This window comes from Pediococcus parvulus, from assembly GCF_964063155.1.
In the GTDB taxonomy this organism is placed as follows: domain Bacteria; phylum Bacillota; class Bacilli; order Lactobacillales; family Lactobacillaceae; genus Pediococcus; species Pediococcus parvulus.
Genome location: NZ_OZ061292.1, coordinates 967,106 through 986,235 on the forward strand (window position 1 = coordinate 967,106; position 19,130 = coordinate 986,235).

Consider the following 19,130-nt stretch of genomic DNA (forward strand, 5'->3'; position numbering starts at 1 on the left):
GATATCTAAGCTTAGCTGTTAAAAAGCAAGTAACGCTAAAGATTAACATACTTATTTTAGCATACCAACTTCTTTAAGTATAGAATTGGAACGCTATAAACCATTGAAAACGGGGGATTTATGCTAAAATGGGGTTAATAAGTAAAGGAGCTAAACTATGATCATACTAGATATTTTGATTGTGCTTATCGTAATTGGTTTGATAGGTAGCTATGCTATTCGGCGGCGCAAACGCAAGCAGGCTTTATTAGTTGTGCAGGAGGCTAGTCGCAAGGATGTGGCCTTGGCCATGAAGAAAGTTTCTTATGCATTGGATGAACAAAAAATTACCCTTTCTGATAAGGTCGGTACTGAACCTGAATTAGTTTCGGATATCTGGGGACGTGGTGTGTTAGCTTTCGAATTTTCATTTGGAAAAACAGATTTGAAAAAAAGTGAATTGGAGCCTTTACGGCACTGGATTAATGAAGTCGTAGAAAAATATGCGAAGGATAATCAAATTCCTAGTAAGTATGAATATCCTGTCTTCTGCGTGACTGATATTTGGCTATATCATGAAGAGTTACACGTGGATGTCGCGAATGTCATTAATGAACCTACAAGAGAGTATATTGAAGATCTGCATAAAGTGGAATAAAAAATAGAGATTGGGAAAACTCCCATCTCTATTTTTATTAGCCAATGATGACGGCATCATCATCAATCTTAAGCGGCTCTTTTTTATTAATGTGATCATAGAAAAGGGTGCCTTTCAAATGATCAATTTCGTGTTGACAAACAATTGCCGGATAATCCTTCAAACGAATCTTCTTATTTTCACCATCAACAGTTTGATATTTGAGTGTAATACGATCATGGCGAGGTACGTAACCAGGGATGTCTTTATCAACCGATAAGCAACCTTCTCCTTCTTCGAGAGCAGCAACTTGAACAGACTCACTAACGATCACCGGGTTAACAAGAACATCTTTAAATAAAACTGGCTTATCCTTACCACCGGGAACCAAAACGGCGGCCATTTGCAAAGAAACGCCAACTTGGGGAGCTGCTAAGCCAACACCAGCCCGTAGTTTGTATTTTTCTGCAATCTCTGGGTTTTGACTATTTACCAAGTATTCCATCATGGTATCAGCTAATTTCTTTTGATCAGCTGTTAATGGAAATGTTGCTTTTTCTGCGCGTTTTCGTAATACTGGATCACCATCACGGGTGATGTCATTCATTTTTATCACTTTCAAAACCTCCAAATGTTTCTTCAAAATTATTTTACCATACTTATAATTAATAAAAACGGGTAAGAACATTTTTAAAACTGTGATAAAAGGGGTAGAATGTAGCTAACTGATTTTATGAGAAAGGATACAGTGATGAGTGAAAATTACGCGTACCCGTTAGAGCCAGAGTGGGAGATAGAAGAAATTACAACTGTGGTTGCTTTATACACCGCGGTGGAAACAGCATTCTTAAATGGAATTGATCGTCAATTGTTTTTAAATCAATATCGTGATTTCAAACAAATTGTGAAGAGTAAATCTGAAGAAAAACAATTAACCAAAAGGTTTTTACAAGCTTCCGGATTTGATATGTATGTGGCTGTGAAAGCTGCTCAAACCTCAAATAGAAAGAGAATTGGACCATTAAGCAAATAGGTGAGTTATGAACAATATGGAAAATTTAAGACAAACCGATCAAGTTATTCGCGGCTGGTTGAAAGAAATTCGCAAGGATGTGTTGGGTGAACTACATGATCCCTTGTCAGTTGCAGAAAAAAGTAGTCGCAAAGATCTTGTAACAAATGTCGATAAAGCAAATGAAAAAAAGATAATTAAATATATTCGAGAGCTTGATCCAGAAGCAAAAATTTTGGGTGAAGAAGGACAAGGAGATCGCGTTACCGACATGCAAGGACACGTTTGGATCATTGATCCGTTAGATGGTACTTTAAATTTTGTCAAACAACGCGATAATTTTGCAGTGATGATCGCTTTGTATATAGATGGCACGGGCGTGCTTGGATACATTATGGATGTCATGCGTGACATTATTTATGGGGGTGGTCCGCAACTGGGTGTGTTTAACCAGAGTGGCCAATTACCTAAACCAGCAAATATTAGTTTAAAAGATGGTCTATTGGGAGTCAGCGGGCCAATGCTGATTCACGATAAATATCATTTGCAAGCAATTGATGAGGCAAGTTCCGGTGTTCGCATTATTGGTAGTGCGGGAATTGAATTTATTCAGGTCTTAACGGGAAAGCAAAACGGTTACATTTCTCATTTAATGCCTTGGGATTTTGCTGCAGGAAAGATTTTAGCAGAAACCCTTGATCTTTCGGTGACAAAGGTTGACGGAACACCTGTTGATATGCTATCATTAAATGATGTATTAGTATCAACAAGAGATACACACAAAGATATACTAAATATGATTAGGTAGTCTGACTGTGACAAACTAGTCGCAGTTTTTTTATGGAGATACCCAGGAAAAGGAGAAACACTTTTGAAACGACGAGATGATATTCGAAACATCGCAATTATTGCCCATGTTGACCACGGTAAGACAACTTTGGTGAACGAAATGCTAAAGCAATCAGATACATTGGACGAACACACCCATATTGAGGATCGGGCAATGGATACCAATGCGATCGAACGTGAGCGAGGCATTACGATTCTTTCTAAGAATACAGCCGTTCGGTATGGCGACAAACAAATTAATATTTTGGATACCCCAGGACATGCGGACTTCGGTGGTGAAGTTGAACGAATTATGCGCATGGTTGATGGTGTCTTGTTAGTTGTCGATGCTTTTGAAGGTACAATGCCACAAACACGTTTTGTGCTTAAGAAGGCTTTGGAACAACATTTAACACCAATTGTAGTTATCAATAAAATTGACCGACCAGGCGCTCGTCCTGAAGAAGTTGTCGACGAGGTCTTAGATCTGTTTATTGAACTTGGTGCTGATGAAGATCAATTAGATTTTCCAATTGTTTACGCTAGTGCGTTAAACGGAACATCTAGTTATTCTAGTGATCCTGCTGAGCAAAAGCATACAATGAAGCCATTGTTTGACACAATTATCAAAACAATTCCAGCACCAGTTGATAATAGTGAAGAACCCTTACAATTCCAAGTTGCACTGTTAGATTACAACGACTTTGTTGGCCGTGTAGGAATTGGTCGCATTTTCCGCGGTAAAATTAAAGTTGGCGATAACGTTACTGTTATGAAGCTTGACGGTTCAACTAAGAACTTTCGAGTTACCAAGTTGTTTGGATTCTTTGGTTTGAAACGCTTGGAAATTAATGAAGCTAAGGCTGGAGATTTAATTGCTGTTTCTGGAATGGAAGATATTTTCGTTGGTGAAACGGTTACAGATCCTGCCCACCAGGAAGCTTTACCATTGCTTCGGATTGATGAGCCTACTTTGCAGATGACATTCAGAACTAATGATTCGCCATTTGCCGGTCGTGAAGGTAAGTTTGTCACTTCACGTCAACTGGAACAACGTTTGAAGTTGGAATTGCATACTGATGTTTCACTACGTGTTGAAGACACTGACGATCCAGGTGCTTGGATTGTTTCTGGTCGTGGTGAATTGCATTTGTCAATTTTGATTGAAACTTTACGTCGTGAAGGTTATGAATTACAGGCTTCACGTCCAGAAGTTATCTACAAGGAAATTGATGGCAAGCTTTGCGAACCATTTGAAACTGTTCAAATTGATACCCCTGACGAATATACAGGCTCGATTATCGATAGCTTGTCACAACGTAAGGGTGAAATGCAGAACATGGAAACCACTGACAATGGTCAAACACGTTTAACATTCTTGGCACCAACTCGTGGCTTGATTGGTTATTCCACTGGATTTTTATCAATGACTCGTGGTTACGGAATTATGAACCATACCTTTTCAAAGTACATGCCAGTTATTAAAAACTGGAACCCTGGTCGTCGTAACGGAACCTTGGTTTCAATTAACTCTGGTAAAGTGACTACTTATGCAATCATGGGTATTGAAGGCCGAGGCACAATTTTTGTTGACCCAGGTTTGGAAGTTTATGAAGGAATGATTGTTGGTCAAAACAGCCGTGAAAATGATATTTCAGTTAATATCACTCGTGGTAAGAACCAGACTAACGTTCGTGCTGCTGGATCTGATGATATGGCTAAAATCAAGACACCAACTCATTTAACTCTTGAAGAGTCACTTGAATTCATCAATGAAGATGAATATTGTGAAATTACTCCTGAACATGTACGTTTGCGTAAACAGATTTTAAATACAAATGAACGTGAAAAAGAAGCCAAACGTCGTAAGACTGCTTCAAAAAAATAAATAAGTTATAATAAAAGGAAACTCATTAGTTGAGTTTCCTTTTTTGTATTTTAGGAGGAATTTAGAAATGCCACAAATCTATTTTTTATGTACTGGTAATTCTTGTCGTAGCCAAATGGCAGAAGGTCTTGCAAAACAAATTTTGGGAAATGACTGGCAAATTGCAAGTGTCGGAATTGAAGTACATGGATTAAATCCTCTTGCTGTGAAAGTTATGGCAGAGAAACAAATTGATATTTCAAAGCAAACTTCTAAGTTAATTGATGCAGACTATTTGGCAAACTGTGATTATATAGTAACCCTATGCGGAGATGCCCGTGATCGTTGCCCAGTAACCCCAGCCACTATTAAGAAACTTCATTGGCCTTTGCGAGATCCAGCACAAGCAATTGGTAACGAAGAAGAGGTTTTAAATGTGTTTCGGCAGGTACGCGATGAGATTGAAAAACGAATCATACAACTTTCTTTAGATTGTGTGTAACAGACAAAATAAATTGTTTGCAAAAGTATATTATTACTAAATTAGTTGAACCGTAATATTTATTTCTTTTAAGGTGCTAATCATTTCTTATAATGCTATAATGTAAGCGTTTAGCAGGCTGCAGATAGTATTATCAAAGGGGGGACGAAATGTCATGAAAAAAAGTAACTATAGTAAGCTAAATTGGAGCTTACAAAGGGATTTAGCAGAAAGAAAAGAACATTTTAAAATGTTTAAGGCAGGACGAACGTGGTTATTTGCGGGAGTTACTGTCCTTTTTTTTGGAAGTGGAATTTTCTTTAATCAGATAAGTATTCAGGCTGATACTAGTTCTGAATCTAGTTCTGTAGTGGCTAAAACTTCAACGGTAAGTAAAGATAGCACTCAAACTACAAGTAAAGCGGCATCTAGCTCAAGTATTGCAGAGCAAAGCACCAGTGCTGATAAGGTCAAAACTAGTGATTCTGTAAACAATAGAAAAGAAGTACAGAATACTGTTACTCAGAGTGTAAGTAGTTCTAATAATTCGGAAAGTATTGGTCAGAGTTCTGCAGCAATAGTTGTGGCAAGTAAAGATAAAAATTTGGCAACTAACAAATTAGCAAGCAGTAGTTCTACTGAATCAACCGTTGCTAATCGAGATTTAAAAAAAGAAGATTCTACGACTAGTCCGACAAGTGAAGCCTCAAAGGTTGCAGTTTCTTCAACAGCTACTTCAAGTTTAGCTACCAATGAAAATGAAAGAAACGCGAGTTTAACAATTAGTTATGTAGATGATGACAACGCGGAAAACGTAATTACAACAAAAAAATAAACGGTCAGGTTGGCGATACCAATACTTATAATGTGGCAAATGATTTATCGTGGACTAATATTATGTCCGAAGTCAACAGCAGTAAAAAGAAATATGTATTAGCAACTGGTCAAAGTGGAACGGTGAAATATACCCTTACTGCAGATGATAGTGACAACTTATTAATCCATTTGCAGTTAGCAAATCAAACTTATCAAATACAATATGTTGATCAAACCACTGGAAAAGTGATTAATTCATCCGATTCTAAACTATCAGTAGATGGTAAACCTGGTTCAACTATTAATACTACAGCTGATTATGGTTTAACACTTATTCTAAAAGCAACGAATGCGACAAATTATTTAGCTCGACCCACAGCAGATGCTCCGCAGACAATAACTTTATCGCCAGTTTCAGACGTGATTTCACTCCCAGTTGACACAATTATTAATGCGACAATTTAAACCATACCTGTTTTTGTAGATAATTTGGGAAATGCATTATATTTTCAAAATTTGAATTTATCAAATTTATCACAGGCAAATGTGATAGAAATTGTTACTAATATACAAGAAGGTTTCTCAGAATTATTGAAAAATGATTATTTGACTACTAAGAACTTTAATTCCGATATGACTGATTCAGTCAGTAGTCAATATCAGTCGTTTGTTGCAAAGGAAATGATTTTATATGACCTGCCATTGCTGGGCAAGCTAGATACATTTTTAGGAACGGCATATTATAAGCACGAATTTGATAATTTAAACGAATATACTTATTCGGACACTTTAAAAAGCCTAATTGCTAATATCTTGAATGAATCTGTGTCTGATGGGTCGTTTACAATTAAAATTATGGTTGAAACTTGGAACGCAAAGCTTGAGTCATTGTATCCAGAGGGTATACCTGATACAAGTGCGATATTTAAGCAATTACCAAGTACAGTATTTGAATCGTCACCAGAATCTGATAGCGATGGTCCAATAGAAGCAAAGAATATTACAGATGTCTCAAATCTAACTTTTAGTACAAATGGTGTTGTGTCAATAAAAAATTTAATGGTAATCCAACTGAATTTGGGCATCATTAATGTTACAACCCACTATGTGGATGAAAAGGGAGATTCATTGTCCCCGGATACTGAAATCGAAACCGATTTTCACACCAAAAATCAGTTAACAGCAACAACTGTTTCTGGGTATCATGTGCAAAATATAAAGACTACTGAATCCTTAACCAATGTTAATACAGATATTAAAAATGGTTCCGTTTCGGTTGTTGCACCAACTGATGGAGAGGTTACATTTGTATATGCTAAGGATCAAGTTACGTATACAGTGACACCGGTAGATAAAAACGGTAAGCCAATTAATTGCTTAACACCTAGTGATCCAATTACTGCAGACATTGGTTCAAATGTAAACATCCCAGATTATCCTGGTTACACAGCGTCTCCTGGACAAGATCTCGTAGTTCCAAATAAAGCAAATGGGACTCAGATTGATATTCAAGTTGAATACACACCTGATACGTTTGTCCCAAATAACGGTGATGATGCAAATCCAATAAGTGAGGTTCTAGTTCATCGAACGATCCAGTATAAAGGAGCTGGAGTTATGACGCCAGCCGATGTTGTTCAAGACGTGATTTATAAGTTAATGACTGATGAGACGACTGGTGTAACGTCATGGGCACCGCAGAACGTATATAGTGCCGTAGTTAGCCCGAATCTTGCTGGATATCACGTTGATCAAGTTACAGTACCTATGGTGAAACCTGGAGTTTTTGTGTTAAAGAAGGGTGAAACACCAAAAAACGAAGCAATAGTAACAGTTAACTACAGTAAAGATACGATTGTGGAAAATAATGGGGATAAGACTAATTCGGTGAGTGAAGTCACGGTACATCGAACAATTCATTACACCGGAGCGGGTGCGAAAACTCCGACTAATATCGTACAAGATGTAATTTATAAAGCCGTTACTGATAAAACAGTAGGTAAAACCGTCTGGACGCCACAAGGGTTTTACACAGCTATTACAAGCCCACATGTTGCGGGATATACTGCTGATAAAGAAACAGTGTTGGATGTGATTCCTAAAGCCATAATTATGTCTGAAGGGACACAACCAGCAGATATCAACGTGACTGTAAAGTATAGTGCCGATACGCTTGTTCCAAATAATGGGAATGAAACGAATCCAGTAAATGAAGTTACTATTCATCGGGTCATTCATTATATTGGAGCTGGGATTAGCACTCCCAAAGACGTGATACAAAACGTTATTTATAAGGCTATGACCAATAAAACAACAGGTGAGACAGCTTGGACACCTCAAGGTAGTTATGCTGAAGTTACGAGCCCAACAGTTACTGGATATACAGCTGGTAGTAGGTACCCTTCTGAAAGCGATAGTTTTAACTGAAGGCTCCAGACCGTTAGACTCAAAAGTGAATGTAACTTACGTTAAAGATAAGACAGTCATTGTTAGGCCAACTGATCCAAAGAATCCAACCGATCCAGTCGATCCAACTAATCCAGATGGTCCTAAGTATCCAAATGGTGTATCTGAAAAAGACTTGAATAAGACAGTTAGTCGGACCATCACATACACTGGCGCAGATAAGAATCCAGCAAGTGTAACCCAAACTGGAACTTATACACGAACAGCAACGGTAGATGCGAAAACTGGAGAATTACTTGGTTATGGCGATTGGATCTTGGTCACAAGTGCTGATGGTAATAACACGAATGATGGCTTTACTGCCGTCACAAGTCCAAAGGTCTTAGGCTACACAGCTGACAAGAATGCGACAGCCGTTACCTTAGGTAATGATGCTGTGACAAACTTTAAAGCTGGTTCCGCTGATGTCACGGTAACTTACACCAAGGATGGAACAGTTGAAGTAACAACACCAACTGATCCAACCCAACCAGTTGATCCAAGCAATCCAGATGGACCAAAGATGCCTGAAATTACTGCGGACGATTTGGTGCAAACAGTTACTCGAACTATTACTTACAAAGTCAATGCAAGTAATGATCCGAATACACCAGCAGCTCCAGCAACCGTTACTCAAACAACTAGTTACAAGCGTAGTGCGATAATTGATTTAAAAACTGGTGAGATTCTACGATACACTGATTGGATTGTGAATGGTATTAATAAATTTGTTGCGGTTGATAGTCCTGTTGTTGAGAATTATCAAGCCGATCCGGCTTGTGTTTCAGAAATTACATTAAGTAATAATGAAATTAACTCAATTCACTTAGGCGAAAAGACCAGTCACTTTAACCAAACTGTTTCTTATAATTTTGTTGGCACAGTAACCACAACTAAGGATCCTGATGGTGGCACCACGACCGTTACTAAGAATCCAAATGGAGATGTTACCGATGTTAACAAGACTTGGCCAGATGGCGACAAGACACATGTTCATGTCGATATTAATACTGGTAGGGAAACAGTTACGGAGACTCCTAAGGATAAAGGTTCGTTACCAGAAGTTACTGTGGATCCTGGTCAGACCGTTACAGTTGGTCAAACAACAGTTCACAATGATGAACCTAAAGGTGTTGTCACTTTGACCCATGATTCCGGTAATGATAAGGGATCGTTTGTCACAGTTGTTAACAAGGATGGTTCTACTAGTTATAGCTATGCTAAGGACACAACCGACAATACTGGAAATACCAGTAAACAGATTTCTGTTCAAAAGATTCCAAATGTAACAACTAATGCGGTTGCGATAACTTCTACAAAGAGGTCCGCAACTAATACCAAAAAACTAATACAAAGAATTTACCTCAAACTGATGAACAAACCAATGAAACGGATGCAATAATTGGAATGTCATTGTTAGGGATGATTTTGAGCTTAGTCGGTATTAAATGGCGAAAACACGAACGTGATTAATTGAATAAAAAAGAACCAAACGTTAGCATAAGGCTGAGCAGACGTTTGGTTCTTTTTTTGGCTGGTATTCTTAAACAGTTTCAACAAAAAGGTGACGCAAAAAATTAATTGATAAATGGTAAGAAAATGTATAAGCATTTGATTTGCGAAAATTAAGTATTTAAATTTGGAGTCAGATTTAATTTAAAACTTATTTGTACTGTAAAGGTCTCAAGGTGATTTGACGGTGCTAACACTGTTATTGTTTAAGTTGAAAAAAGAAATGGGGAAATTCCATTTTTCGGAAAATTTAAAATGATGTATATTATAGTGTAATTAATCATCCTATTTTTTGAGGAGTGTACTCTATCAGATAAATGACCAATTATGAATAATGTGTTAAATTATTTACTAAGACAGGCCGCGTTTAAACAAAAATATATTAATTTTTAGTTACTTACGTGGTTTGTTAGGGAGAAAACTCATTGCATTGTTTTGAAAAGGGTGTCAAATATGGGATGTGAGCTAATTTTAGGTTAATTATGAATTCTTTTTAGAAAGAGTACATGCAATATATACCTCTTTACTTTTATGGTGGTATAATGAAACTGGTTACATTTGGGAGATTTTTAGTATTATTTTACAGGTAGGAGATGCTTAACCTTGGAAAATCGTCAAAGAAAATTAAAAAGATTGAAATTATTAAGAGACACGAGTCAAAGTAAAGAACATTTCAAGATGTACAAAGTACGTAAAACTTGGTTGTTTGCCGGAATTACTGTACTTTTCTTTGGAACGGGTATTTTCTTTGGACATCCTTCTGCATATGCGGACACAGTGACAAATGAACCGACAATTTAGGCTTCTAGCAACAGTGCTTCATCTTCAGTGGCAAGTTCTGAAAGTACGTCTTCCGCGGAGAGTTCCACAACAACTAGTAACACAAGTTCGGCCGCTTCAAGTACGACGGCAACATCTAGTACTTCAGCAACTGTTACGAGTTCGGTGGCTAAAAGTATAAGTTCCGCTGCTTCAAGTGCAACTAGTTCAAATGTTTCTTCAAGTGTTTCCGCTAGCTCAAGTTCTGAAACGGCTTCGAGTACATCGGCTTCAGCTGGCAGTGCAACTAGTTCGGCGACAACGACAAGTAGTACAAGTTCTAATGCTTCAAGCGCTACATCTTCAAGTACAGCAAGTGCTGTAGATTCAAGTGTAGCGCTTAGTAATAGCGATAGTTCATCTACGAGTAGTGGTAGTGAGGATGAGCAACAAAGTTCTGAAAGTATGACGGATTCTACGGCCACTAGCGAGATTTCTAGTAGTGCGGCAGCAGTAACTTCTGTTGCGGATAGTTCAACTACCTTAGTTAATCCGACTTCTGAAGAACTGGATCAGGCAAAACAAATTGCACTAACCACGTATGAAGAGACTAAGGTGGCTCAAACTTTAGCCGCCGTTGATGCGGCTTCAACTGTTAATGGGCACACTATTCCGGATGGTTATACTGTTGTTTACAATCAAGATGGCATCATTATGGCAGTTAACGGGACAATCAGTGGCACAGCAGTAACAGGCGTAACGAGTGCAATTGCCTATTTAGATGACCGCTCAGATGTTACCGCGTTATATATTGTTTCATCTATGAATGGTTCAAACATGCCAACGAAAATTTACTTTCAAGCAACAATTTCTAGTACTACTGAATTAAATCAATATGGCGGTTATGATATACCAGTTAAGACAACGGTTCCATCTGGTGGCTTAAGCACGTTTGCACTTGGAATTAAAACGACTGGAAGTGCATCTTATTTTGATTATAGTATTGAGGATGGTGCAATTGTTCCCTCTGCTGAAACAGCTTCGGTAACAGTTTCTTCTAATCAAACCGGTACTTTCACATACACGGTTAATGGTGGTACGCCAGAAACTGGAACCTATGGCAACGCACTTACTGACATCAAGGTTGGAGATGCCGTGGTTATTACACCTGGAAATATTAAAGGTTACACATATACACAATCAAATGGTACTTTTACTGCAGCTAGCAACCCCGTTGCCAATGGGGATGAGGTCACTTATACGGCTGCAACTGCAACTGCAACGATTAACGTCAATTACGAAGATTACTTTGGTAATACGATCGCCACGAGTACTCAATACACTGGAACTTATGGCGATGCAGTTAAAAATTTGACCACCGGTGCGCTTTCGGTTTCTGGTTATAAGTTGAACGTTGCTGATGCTTCTAATAAACCAGCCACTGCTGTAACGATTGGATTAGATGCCGATGGAAACGGTATTACTACTGACGCTAATGGCACAGCCGTAACCTCAATTACGCTCTATTACCGGACAGATGTTACTTTGACTATTTCGGGATCTAAAGTTTATAACGGCATGGACAATGATGGAGGTATGGATAGTGCCGCTGATGATCCTAATGATCTTAATAATATCGTGTTCACGGATCAAAATGGCAATGTGATTCCGGTTGATTTAGCCAGCCTAAATGTCGTGTCCACTGAAGATGTATTTTACTACGATAGTCCAAACGTGGGAACTTATCCGGATGCTATTGGTTTTGGCGCTGCTAGAGCTAAAATTATTAGTTCGTTGACTAAATATAACGCTACGATTGCCAACAGCGGAGCTGGTGATTTGACAATTACAGCGGCTCCAATTACTGCAACCATCTCTAATCCAACTTCAGTGACCTATGATGGTAGCAGTCATACCACCGTACCGACCGTTACCTATACGCGGGACGATGGTACACCTAGTGACACACCTTTACCAGATATGCCATCTTGGACGGCCGACGATTTTGAGTACGTGAGTGCTGACCGTACTGTTTCTAGTTCAGTGACTGATGCTGGGACCTACACAGTGCAATTTTCTGCGGCTGGTTTGGCAAAGTTAGCTGCAGCGAGTGATTCAACTACTGATGGCACAGGTGTGACCCCAGCTAACGCTAATTACACGATTACACCTGCGACAGGAGCGTTCACGATTACGACGGCAGCTGCAACTGCCACGCTTAATTCGACATCATTTGATTATGATGGTACAACGAAAGCTAGTGAAGCTAGTGGGTTAACGGCAACTGTAAACGGAGAAACCATTGATTTGACTAGTGATGATATAACGGTGACAGATGATGGTACGAATGCTGGACCATATAGTTACACGTTGTCTGCTGCAGGAATTGAGGCAATTAATAGTAAACTTGGTGGCAACGCAATACTTTCAGCAAATGGTGTGACGACTGGCAAAATTACGATCAATCAAGTATCTGGAACTGTCAGTTTAACTGGTTCCAGCAAGGTATACGATGGCACGGCCATTAGTTATGTTCCAACGGTGACAGCTCCAGTGAGTGTTACTTTGACAGCTGATGATTATACAATTACGCCTACTACGAATTCGACTGGATCCACTGATTTAAAGGACGCCGGAGATTACACAATTGTCTTGACCCAGGCTGGCATTGATAAGATTACAAGTGCTAATAGTAATTACACGCTGAATGATTTAAGTAAATTAAATGCAACTTATACAATTAACAAAAAGAACGCCACAGTTACGGTAACAGGTGGTTCCAAGACTTATGATGGTAAAGTAGTTGGTGCACCAACGATTTCAGCACCCAATGGGGTGACGTTAACCAGTGAAGATTACACAGTTACCTCAGTTTCTGGAACGACTGATTTAACGGGTGCTGGGACCTATAAGTATGCACTTACTCAAGCGGGTATTGATAAGATTACTAGTACTAATAGTAATTACAAGCTCAATGATTTAAGCAGCCTAACTGCCGAGTACACGATTGATAAACGAGAGATTGAAATTATTACAGCTGATGATCAAACCAAAGTTTATGGTTCTGATGATCCAACGTTGACTGTCACAATTCCTAAAGCAGCCGGAAACACTGGATTAATTTCAGGTGACACGCTTAACTACACTGTTAGTCGTGTAGCAGGTGAGTCAGTTGGAACATATGGTATTAATGTAACTCCAGGAACTAACGCTAATTATATTATTACTACTACTAAAGCAGGCATCCTGACTATTATACGAAAGCTAACTAAAAACGTTTACTTGGAAGACGGATCAAAGGTTTATGACGGGAAGGCGGTTGATTACTGGCCGGTTGTACATGCTGTTTTTAACGATGGAACAGATATTGTTCTAAAATGGTCAACTAAAGCAGCAAATAGCGATTTTGTTTATACACCAGAGACTGGTTCAGAAGATTTAACCGGTGTCGGGACGTATGAAACCACATTGAGTACAGCAGGTATGGATAATTTGATTGCGGCCAATGGTAACTATTACTTAGGTGGTATTGGGGCGCCAACGCCAGCAGGAACCTATACGATTACAGCTGCTACGGCATCAATTACAATTAATGGCAGTAACAAAGTATACGATGGTCAGGAAATTGATTATGTACCAACGATCAGCGTGGTACCAACAAATACTGCCATTACTGCGCCAGCGGCAATTACTTTGAAAACTGGTGATTACACCATTACTGGATCAACGGGGTTGAAGGATGTAGGTACGTACAAAATTACGTTGACTGATCAAGGCGTCGCAGCGATAAAAGCGGCTTTTACTAATTTTGATATAACGATAGATGATAGTGAAATGGCAAATTATATGATCACTGCGAAGCCGGTCACAATTACCGTAACTGGTGGAACCTATGAGTATGATGGTGCTGCGCATAATCCAACTGCAACGGTGAGCGAAACTGCTAACGGTGAAGTACTGAACTACAAATTGAGTGGTGGCTTTACTTATCCTGGAACTAAGACAGTAACGGCGACGTTTGATCCGAATTATGAGATCAATAAAAATTACACGATCTCAGTAATTACAGGTACACTGACTATTATTGGTGATGCTTATAAAGTGGTTACGCGGGATGTGACCTTTACTGGTGGTGGTAAGAACACACCACAGACTGTTAAGCAAACGTTCAGCTATAAAGTAACAACTGAAAATGGAACTACGGAATACAAATTGGACACTAACTCTAGTTATGTCGTTCCGATAATAACCGGTTATACACCATCAATAAATGGGCAGGAATTAGGGTTTAATACCGACAAAACGGCGTATGTACTGGATCAGACGAGCGGTGCACCGACAGGTGGAACCACCGTGCCTACAATTAGTGATATTGCGGTTAGTTACGCGGCCAATGAAGAGTCGGTAACGGTTACGGCGGTCGGTAATAAAACCGGAACAGCATTTACCTATACAGTCAATGGTGGCGCCAGTCAAACTGGGACTTACGGGACTGCATTATCCGGCATTCATTATGATGATGTTGTGGTGATCACACCAGACACTCAGACTGGATACGATATTTCAGCTGATAAGACAACTGTTAATGTGACTGATGATACAACGAACAACACAGTAACGGTTACCTATAAAGCGAATGATCAAGAAGTTTATGTCAATTTTGTTGAAGAGAATACAGGTAAAGTGATCGGTACGGCGACCTTAAAGGGGAAAACGGATGGCACCTATACTATTGCCAATCCGCCAGAAAGTTTTAATGTTCAATTTATGCAGGGAATGAATGATCAAGGTCAACTGGTCAACGTAATGAATAATGCGGCTGTCCTGCAATTAGTTTCGGATAAGTTACCTGCACTTGAGGGTACTTTCCAAGCTGGCGATGGGATTCCAACGATTGATATTTATTATCAAATGCAGTCCTATACTTTGGATACCGAATTTTATGTTAGGAGTGCCGATGGTAGCACTTACACTGATGTTGGACCAGGAACTGTGACTTACGATGCAGAACATAATACTACAACGTATACAGTACCAAATGGTTATGATAATCCACCAGTTGACTCGGTTATTTTATATACGGATGATGATGTTTTTGTGCCATTGGGTAGTGCTGCTGCCGGCGTGATTGATGTTGACGATGTAAAACTTAGGGTTGCTGATGATAATCAAGCTACAGCAACATTCCCAGCTGCAGAGACTTTTAATCCTTATTTTGTGGTTACAGCACAAAATCAGAAAGTTACGGTTAACGCTGTTAATAACGATACTAATAACACTACATTTAGTTATACCGTTAATGGTGGCAAGGCTTTAGTCGGCACTTATGGTACTGAACTTCCCGATATTGTCACTGGTGATGTTATCAAAATTACGCCAAGTAATCAGTCTGGCTTTGTATTTAAACATGCAACAATTACAGCTGATGCAGACACAACTAAAGATCAGGAAGAGATGGTTACTTACAGTTCAGTTGGGCTTAATCAAGTTGAGATAACTTATGGTGATCAGCCAAGCTACACGTTAAATCTTCCAGAAGGGTTAACTAGTGTTTCGTTGACTGCGGCGGATATTGATGTGACTGATGCACAAACTGGTTTGGCTGCTGAAACTACTAATGATGGGACTTACTTGGCTGCTGGCAGTTATCATATTAGCTTAAACGAGAGTGGCTTAGATAAGTTAAAGAAGGCTAACTTAGACTACACGATGATTTTAGATTCTGTGAAGGGGGCAACACTGGTTGTTGACCCAAAGCAGATCACTGTGACCGCCGATAGCCAAGGCAAAGTTTATGGTGATGGCGATCCAGAATTAACGGGTCAAATTGGTGCCGATATCATTGGTGCCGATATCGTGGAGAGTGATAAATTAAGTTACACGATAATACGTGAAGCGGGCGAAGATGTTGGTAGCTACTTTGAGAAGGTTAATGTGGGTAACAATGCTAATTATGTCGTTGTTCCGGTAGCTGGGCGCTTTACGATTACGCCAGCAACAACTGATCCAGCAGATGAAACTACACAAGTTCAAACGATGGCTCCAGAAATCACCTATGGTGAGACGCCAAGTTTGAGTATTACGGTTGGTAAGAATTTAACTACTACTGGGGTTGAACTCACAGCCAGCGATTATACAATTACCGGCGCTAAATACACGAATGATGGCAAGTATCTCGCTGCAGGCAATTATGCAGTTACCTTGAATGCAGATGGTTTGAAGAAGCTTCAAGCGGCCAATCCAAACTACACGATTAGTGGTGAGTCAGTATTGGAAACGACGTTAGTCGTTAAACCAAAGCCAATTACGGTTACCGCTGATAGTCAAACGAAAGTTTATGGAACTAATGATCCAGCTTTAACTGGAGAAGTTGGCACTGGAGTGTTAGGTACCGATACGGTTAACTACACCGTGACACGTGAAGCAGGCGAAGATGTTGGCAGTTACTTTGAGAACGTTAATGCGGGTAACAATGCTAATTATGTTGTTGTTCCGGTAGCTGGGCGCTTTACAATTACGCCTGCATCTACTGGGGATACAGATACATCGGTTAAAGTAAATGACGAAACTTCTGATTATGGGGACAGTACACCTGAGTTTACGATTACACCTGGCAAATTAGTTACAGACCCAGGAAATCTCACAAATGACGATTATACGTTTATCAATCTTGATACTGGTCAAACAATTGGCGGAGTTCCAACGGCTGTTGGTCATTACGAGGTAGTCTTAAATACAAGTGGACAGGCAAAAGTTGAAGCGGCCAATCCAAACTATAACTTTAACTCTGATGATTTTATCAGTGGAACCTATACAATTAATGATGTCATTACCCACAGGGAGATCACCGTCACAAGAACGGTTCATTATACTGGTGCTGGATCTAAGACACCTGTAGATGTTGTGCAAACACTTAACTATGACGTGGCTACTAGTAAGGCAACTGGTAATTCTACTTATACTCCAGAAGGTAGCTATTCAGCAGTTAAGACGCCATCGGTTACAGGATATAGCAATAGTGGTGATATTAGTGCTTTGACACCTACTGAGACGACTATTAAACCTGAGGACACGACTGTAACTGTGACCTATACGAAAGATGAAACGGTAACTGTTGATCCAACTGATCCGAAAGATCCAACGAATCCCATTGATCCAACTAATCCAGATGGACCAAAATATCCAGACGGAGTTAGTGAGACTGATTTGAATAAGACCATTAGTCGAACCATCACTTATACCGGTGCAAACAAGAATCCGGCAAGTGTAACCCAAACTGGGAGTTATACACGAACAGCAACGGTAGATGCGAAGACTGGTGAAGTACTTGGTTATAGTGATTGGGTTTTGGTCACAAGTGACGATGGCAATAACAACAATGATGGCTTTACAGCAGTCATAAGTCCAAAGGTTACTGGTTATACAGCGGATAAGAATGTGGCAGATGTTACCTTAGATAACGATGCTGTGACAAACTTTGTGGCTGGCTCTGATGATGAAACGGTGACCTATACGAAAGATGAAACGGTAACTGTTGATCCAACTGATCCGAAAGATCCAACGAATCCCATTGATCCAACTAATCCAGATGGACCAAAATATCCAGACGGAGTTAGTGAGACTGATTTGGATAAGACCATTAGTCGAACCATCACTTATACCGGTGCAAACAAGAATCCGGCAAGTGTTGCTCAAACAGCAACTTATACCCGGACGGCCTTTGTTGACGCGAAGACAGGCGAGCTCCTTGGTTATAGCGATTGGACCTTGGTCACAAGTGATGATGGCAATAACAACAATGACGGTTTTGCCGGCGTCACAAGTCCAAAGGTTACTGGTTACACAGCAGACAAGAATGCACCATCTGTTACCTTAAATGATGATGAAGTTGCAAACTTTGTGGCTGGTTCTGATGATGTCTTGGTAACTTATACGCCAACTAATGAGATTGTGTACACAGAAATGACTGTTACTCGGACAATTCATTATGTAGGGGCTGGATCAAAGACACCTGTTGATGTGATTGAAAAGGTCATTTACAAAGTTGGCACTAATTTGAGCACTGGTGTGGTGACATACTCACCACAGAATGTGTATGCCAAGGTTGAGACACCTAATATTGTCGGTTATACAAATGATGGTGATGTTGCAGAACTTGTCCCTGTTGAAACAACAATTGAACCTTCAAATAGTTTGGTTGTGGTTCATTACAAGAAGGTTTCGGATTCTGGTAACTCAGGCAATGGCAATGGTGGTACGAAGCCTGAGAAGCCTGAAAATCCTGGAACGCCAAGTCCGGGAGAATCAGACGGTAGTGGCACTGGCAATTCTGGTAGTAACGGAAATTCTGATAATATCGAGAATCCAGAAGTTGGTAACCATTCTGACAATTCTGTTGATAACACGGCAGCGTTTGGAAACCATGGCAATGCACAGTTAACAGCAAATCAATCAACAAATCAGAATGCAAAACGGGAAATGACTAATAAAGCCAGCACGCTTCCACAGACTGATGAGAAGAATGAAAATGTTGTAGCTGTGATGGGAGTTACGATTTTGAGTGCAATGATGGCGTTATTTGGAATTAAACGCAGAAAGCACGACGATGAGTAAGTTACTCAAAAATTAAAAATGGGATTGAACTTCAGTGTTAGGCTGAATCGTTCAATCCCATTTTTGTGTGGACAAAAAGGCAAGAAAAATCTTCACGTAATCGTAACTTTTACCGTGAATGTTAGTGGTATTGCGTAATATATTTAGAAGTTCTGCGTGTTTTCCTCATTTTTGCCAGCGG

General features: G+C 39.6%; 13 protein-coding genes. 12 read left to right on the plus strand and 1 reads right to left on the minus strand.

The window, feature by feature from the left end:
* Positions 1–157: 157 nt before the first annotated feature.
* Positions 158–637, plus strand: a complete 480-nt coding sequence (locus AB3217_RS04735) for a hypothetical protein (RefSeq protein WP_057783879.1) — start codon at positions 158–160, stop codon at positions 635–637.
* 37 nt (positions 638–674) lie between these two features.
* On the opposite strand, the gene def is transcribed toward AB3217_RS04735, so the two are convergent.
* Positions 675–1,232: a peptide deformylase gene (gene def / locus AB3217_RS04740; protein WP_147206727.1), complete on the minus strand. Its 558-nt coding sequence runs from the start codon at positions 1,230–1,232 to the stop codon at positions 675–677.
* Positions 1,233–1,349: 117 nt separating this feature from the next.
* On the opposite strand from def, the gene AB3217_RS04745 reads away from it, so the two are divergent.
* The 11 genes from AB3217_RS04745 (at position 1,350) to AB3217_RS04795 (ending at position 18,949) form a co-directional block, all read left to right on the plus strand.
* The gene (locus AB3217_RS04745) at positions 1,350–1,649 is read left to right on the plus strand and encodes a UPF0223 family protein (protein WP_057783877.1); all 300 of its coding nucleotides are present in this window, start codon (positions 1,350–1,352) and stop codon (positions 1,647–1,649) included.
* 16 nt (positions 1,650–1,665) lie between these two features.
* A complete protein-coding gene (locus AB3217_RS04750) occupies positions 1,666–2,436 on the plus strand; it encodes an inositol monophosphatase family protein (protein ID WP_367365735.1) in 771 nt (256 codons plus the stop codon).
* 63 nt (positions 2,437–2,499) lie between these two features.
* Positions 2,500–4,344, plus strand: a complete 1,845-nt coding sequence (gene typA / locus AB3217_RS04755; RefSeq protein WP_057783873.1) for a translational GTPase TypA — start codon at positions 2,500–2,502, stop codon at positions 4,342–4,344.
* Between the two features lie 67 nt (positions 4,345–4,411).
* Entirely contained in the window at positions 4,412–4,825 is a 414-nt protein-coding gene (arsC, locus tag AB3217_RS04760; RefSeq protein ID WP_367365736.1) for an arsenate reductase (thioredoxin), read from the plus strand.
* A gap of 154 nt (positions 4,826–4,979) precedes the next feature.
* Entirely contained in the window at positions 4,980–5,639 is a 660-nt protein-coding gene (locus AB3217_RS04765) for a KxYKxGKxW signal peptide domain-containing protein (protein ID WP_367365737.1), read from the plus strand.
* A 32-nt stretch (positions 5,640–5,671) separates the two neighbouring features.
* A complete protein-coding gene (locus AB3217_RS04770; RefSeq protein WP_367365738.1) occupies positions 5,672–6,085 on the plus strand; it encodes a hypothetical protein in 414 nt (137 codons plus the stop codon).
* A gap of 126 nt (positions 6,086–6,211) precedes the next feature.
* Positions 6,212–8,047: a mucin-binding protein gene (locus AB3217_RS04775; RefSeq protein ID WP_367365739.1), complete on the plus strand. Its 1,836-nt coding sequence runs from the start codon at positions 6,212–6,214 to the stop codon at positions 8,045–8,047.
* Between the two features lie 25 nt (positions 8,048–8,072).
* A complete protein-coding gene (locus AB3217_RS04780) occupies positions 8,073–9,467 on the plus strand; it encodes a mucin-binding protein (RefSeq protein ID WP_367365740.1) in 1,395 nt (464 codons plus the stop codon).
* Complete coding sequence (locus tag AB3217_RS04785; RefSeq protein WP_367366121.1) at positions 9,467–9,538, plus strand: hypothetical protein; 72 nt, start codon at positions 9,467–9,469, stop codon at positions 9,536–9,538. The genes AB3217_RS04780 and AB3217_RS04785 overlap by 1 nt, the downstream gene beginning before the upstream one ends.
* A gap of 642 nt (positions 9,539–10,180) precedes the next feature.
* Positions 10,181–10,378, plus strand: coding sequence for a KxYKxGKxW signal peptide domain-containing protein (locus AB3217_RS04790; RefSeq protein ID WP_367365741.1), 198 nt, complete (start codon positions 10,181–10,183; stop codon positions 10,376–10,378).
* A 27-nt stretch (positions 10,379–10,405) separates the two neighbouring features.
* Positions 10,406–18,949, plus strand: coding sequence for an MBG domain-containing protein (locus tag AB3217_RS04795; RefSeq protein WP_367365742.1), 8,544 nt, complete (start codon positions 10,406–10,408; stop codon positions 18,947–18,949).
* Positions 18,950–19,130: the final 181 nt, after the last annotated feature.

What these genes read in the sequence shown, in the direction of transcription:
- AB3217_RS04765 (WP_367365737.1), top strand. Translation starts at nt 4,980, where the DNA reads ATGAAAAAAAGTAACTATAGTAAGCTAAATTGGAGCTTACAAAGGGAT.
- AB3217_RS04750 (WP_367365735.1), top strand. Translation starts at nt 1,666, where the DNA reads ATGGAAAATTTAAGACAAACCGATCAAGTTATTCGCGGCTGGTTGAAA.
- arsC (WP_367365736.1), top strand. Translation starts at nt 4,412, where the DNA reads ATGCCACAAATCTATTTTTTATGTACTGGTAATTCTTGTCGTAGCCAA.
- AB3217_RS04745 (WP_057783877.1), top strand. Translation starts at nt 1,350, where the DNA reads ATGAGAAAGGATACAGTGATGAGTGAAAATTACGCGTACCCGTTAGAG.
- AB3217_RS04735 (WP_057783879.1), top strand. Translation starts at nt 158, where the DNA reads ATGATCATACTAGATATTTTGATTGTGCTTATCGTAATTGGTTTGATA.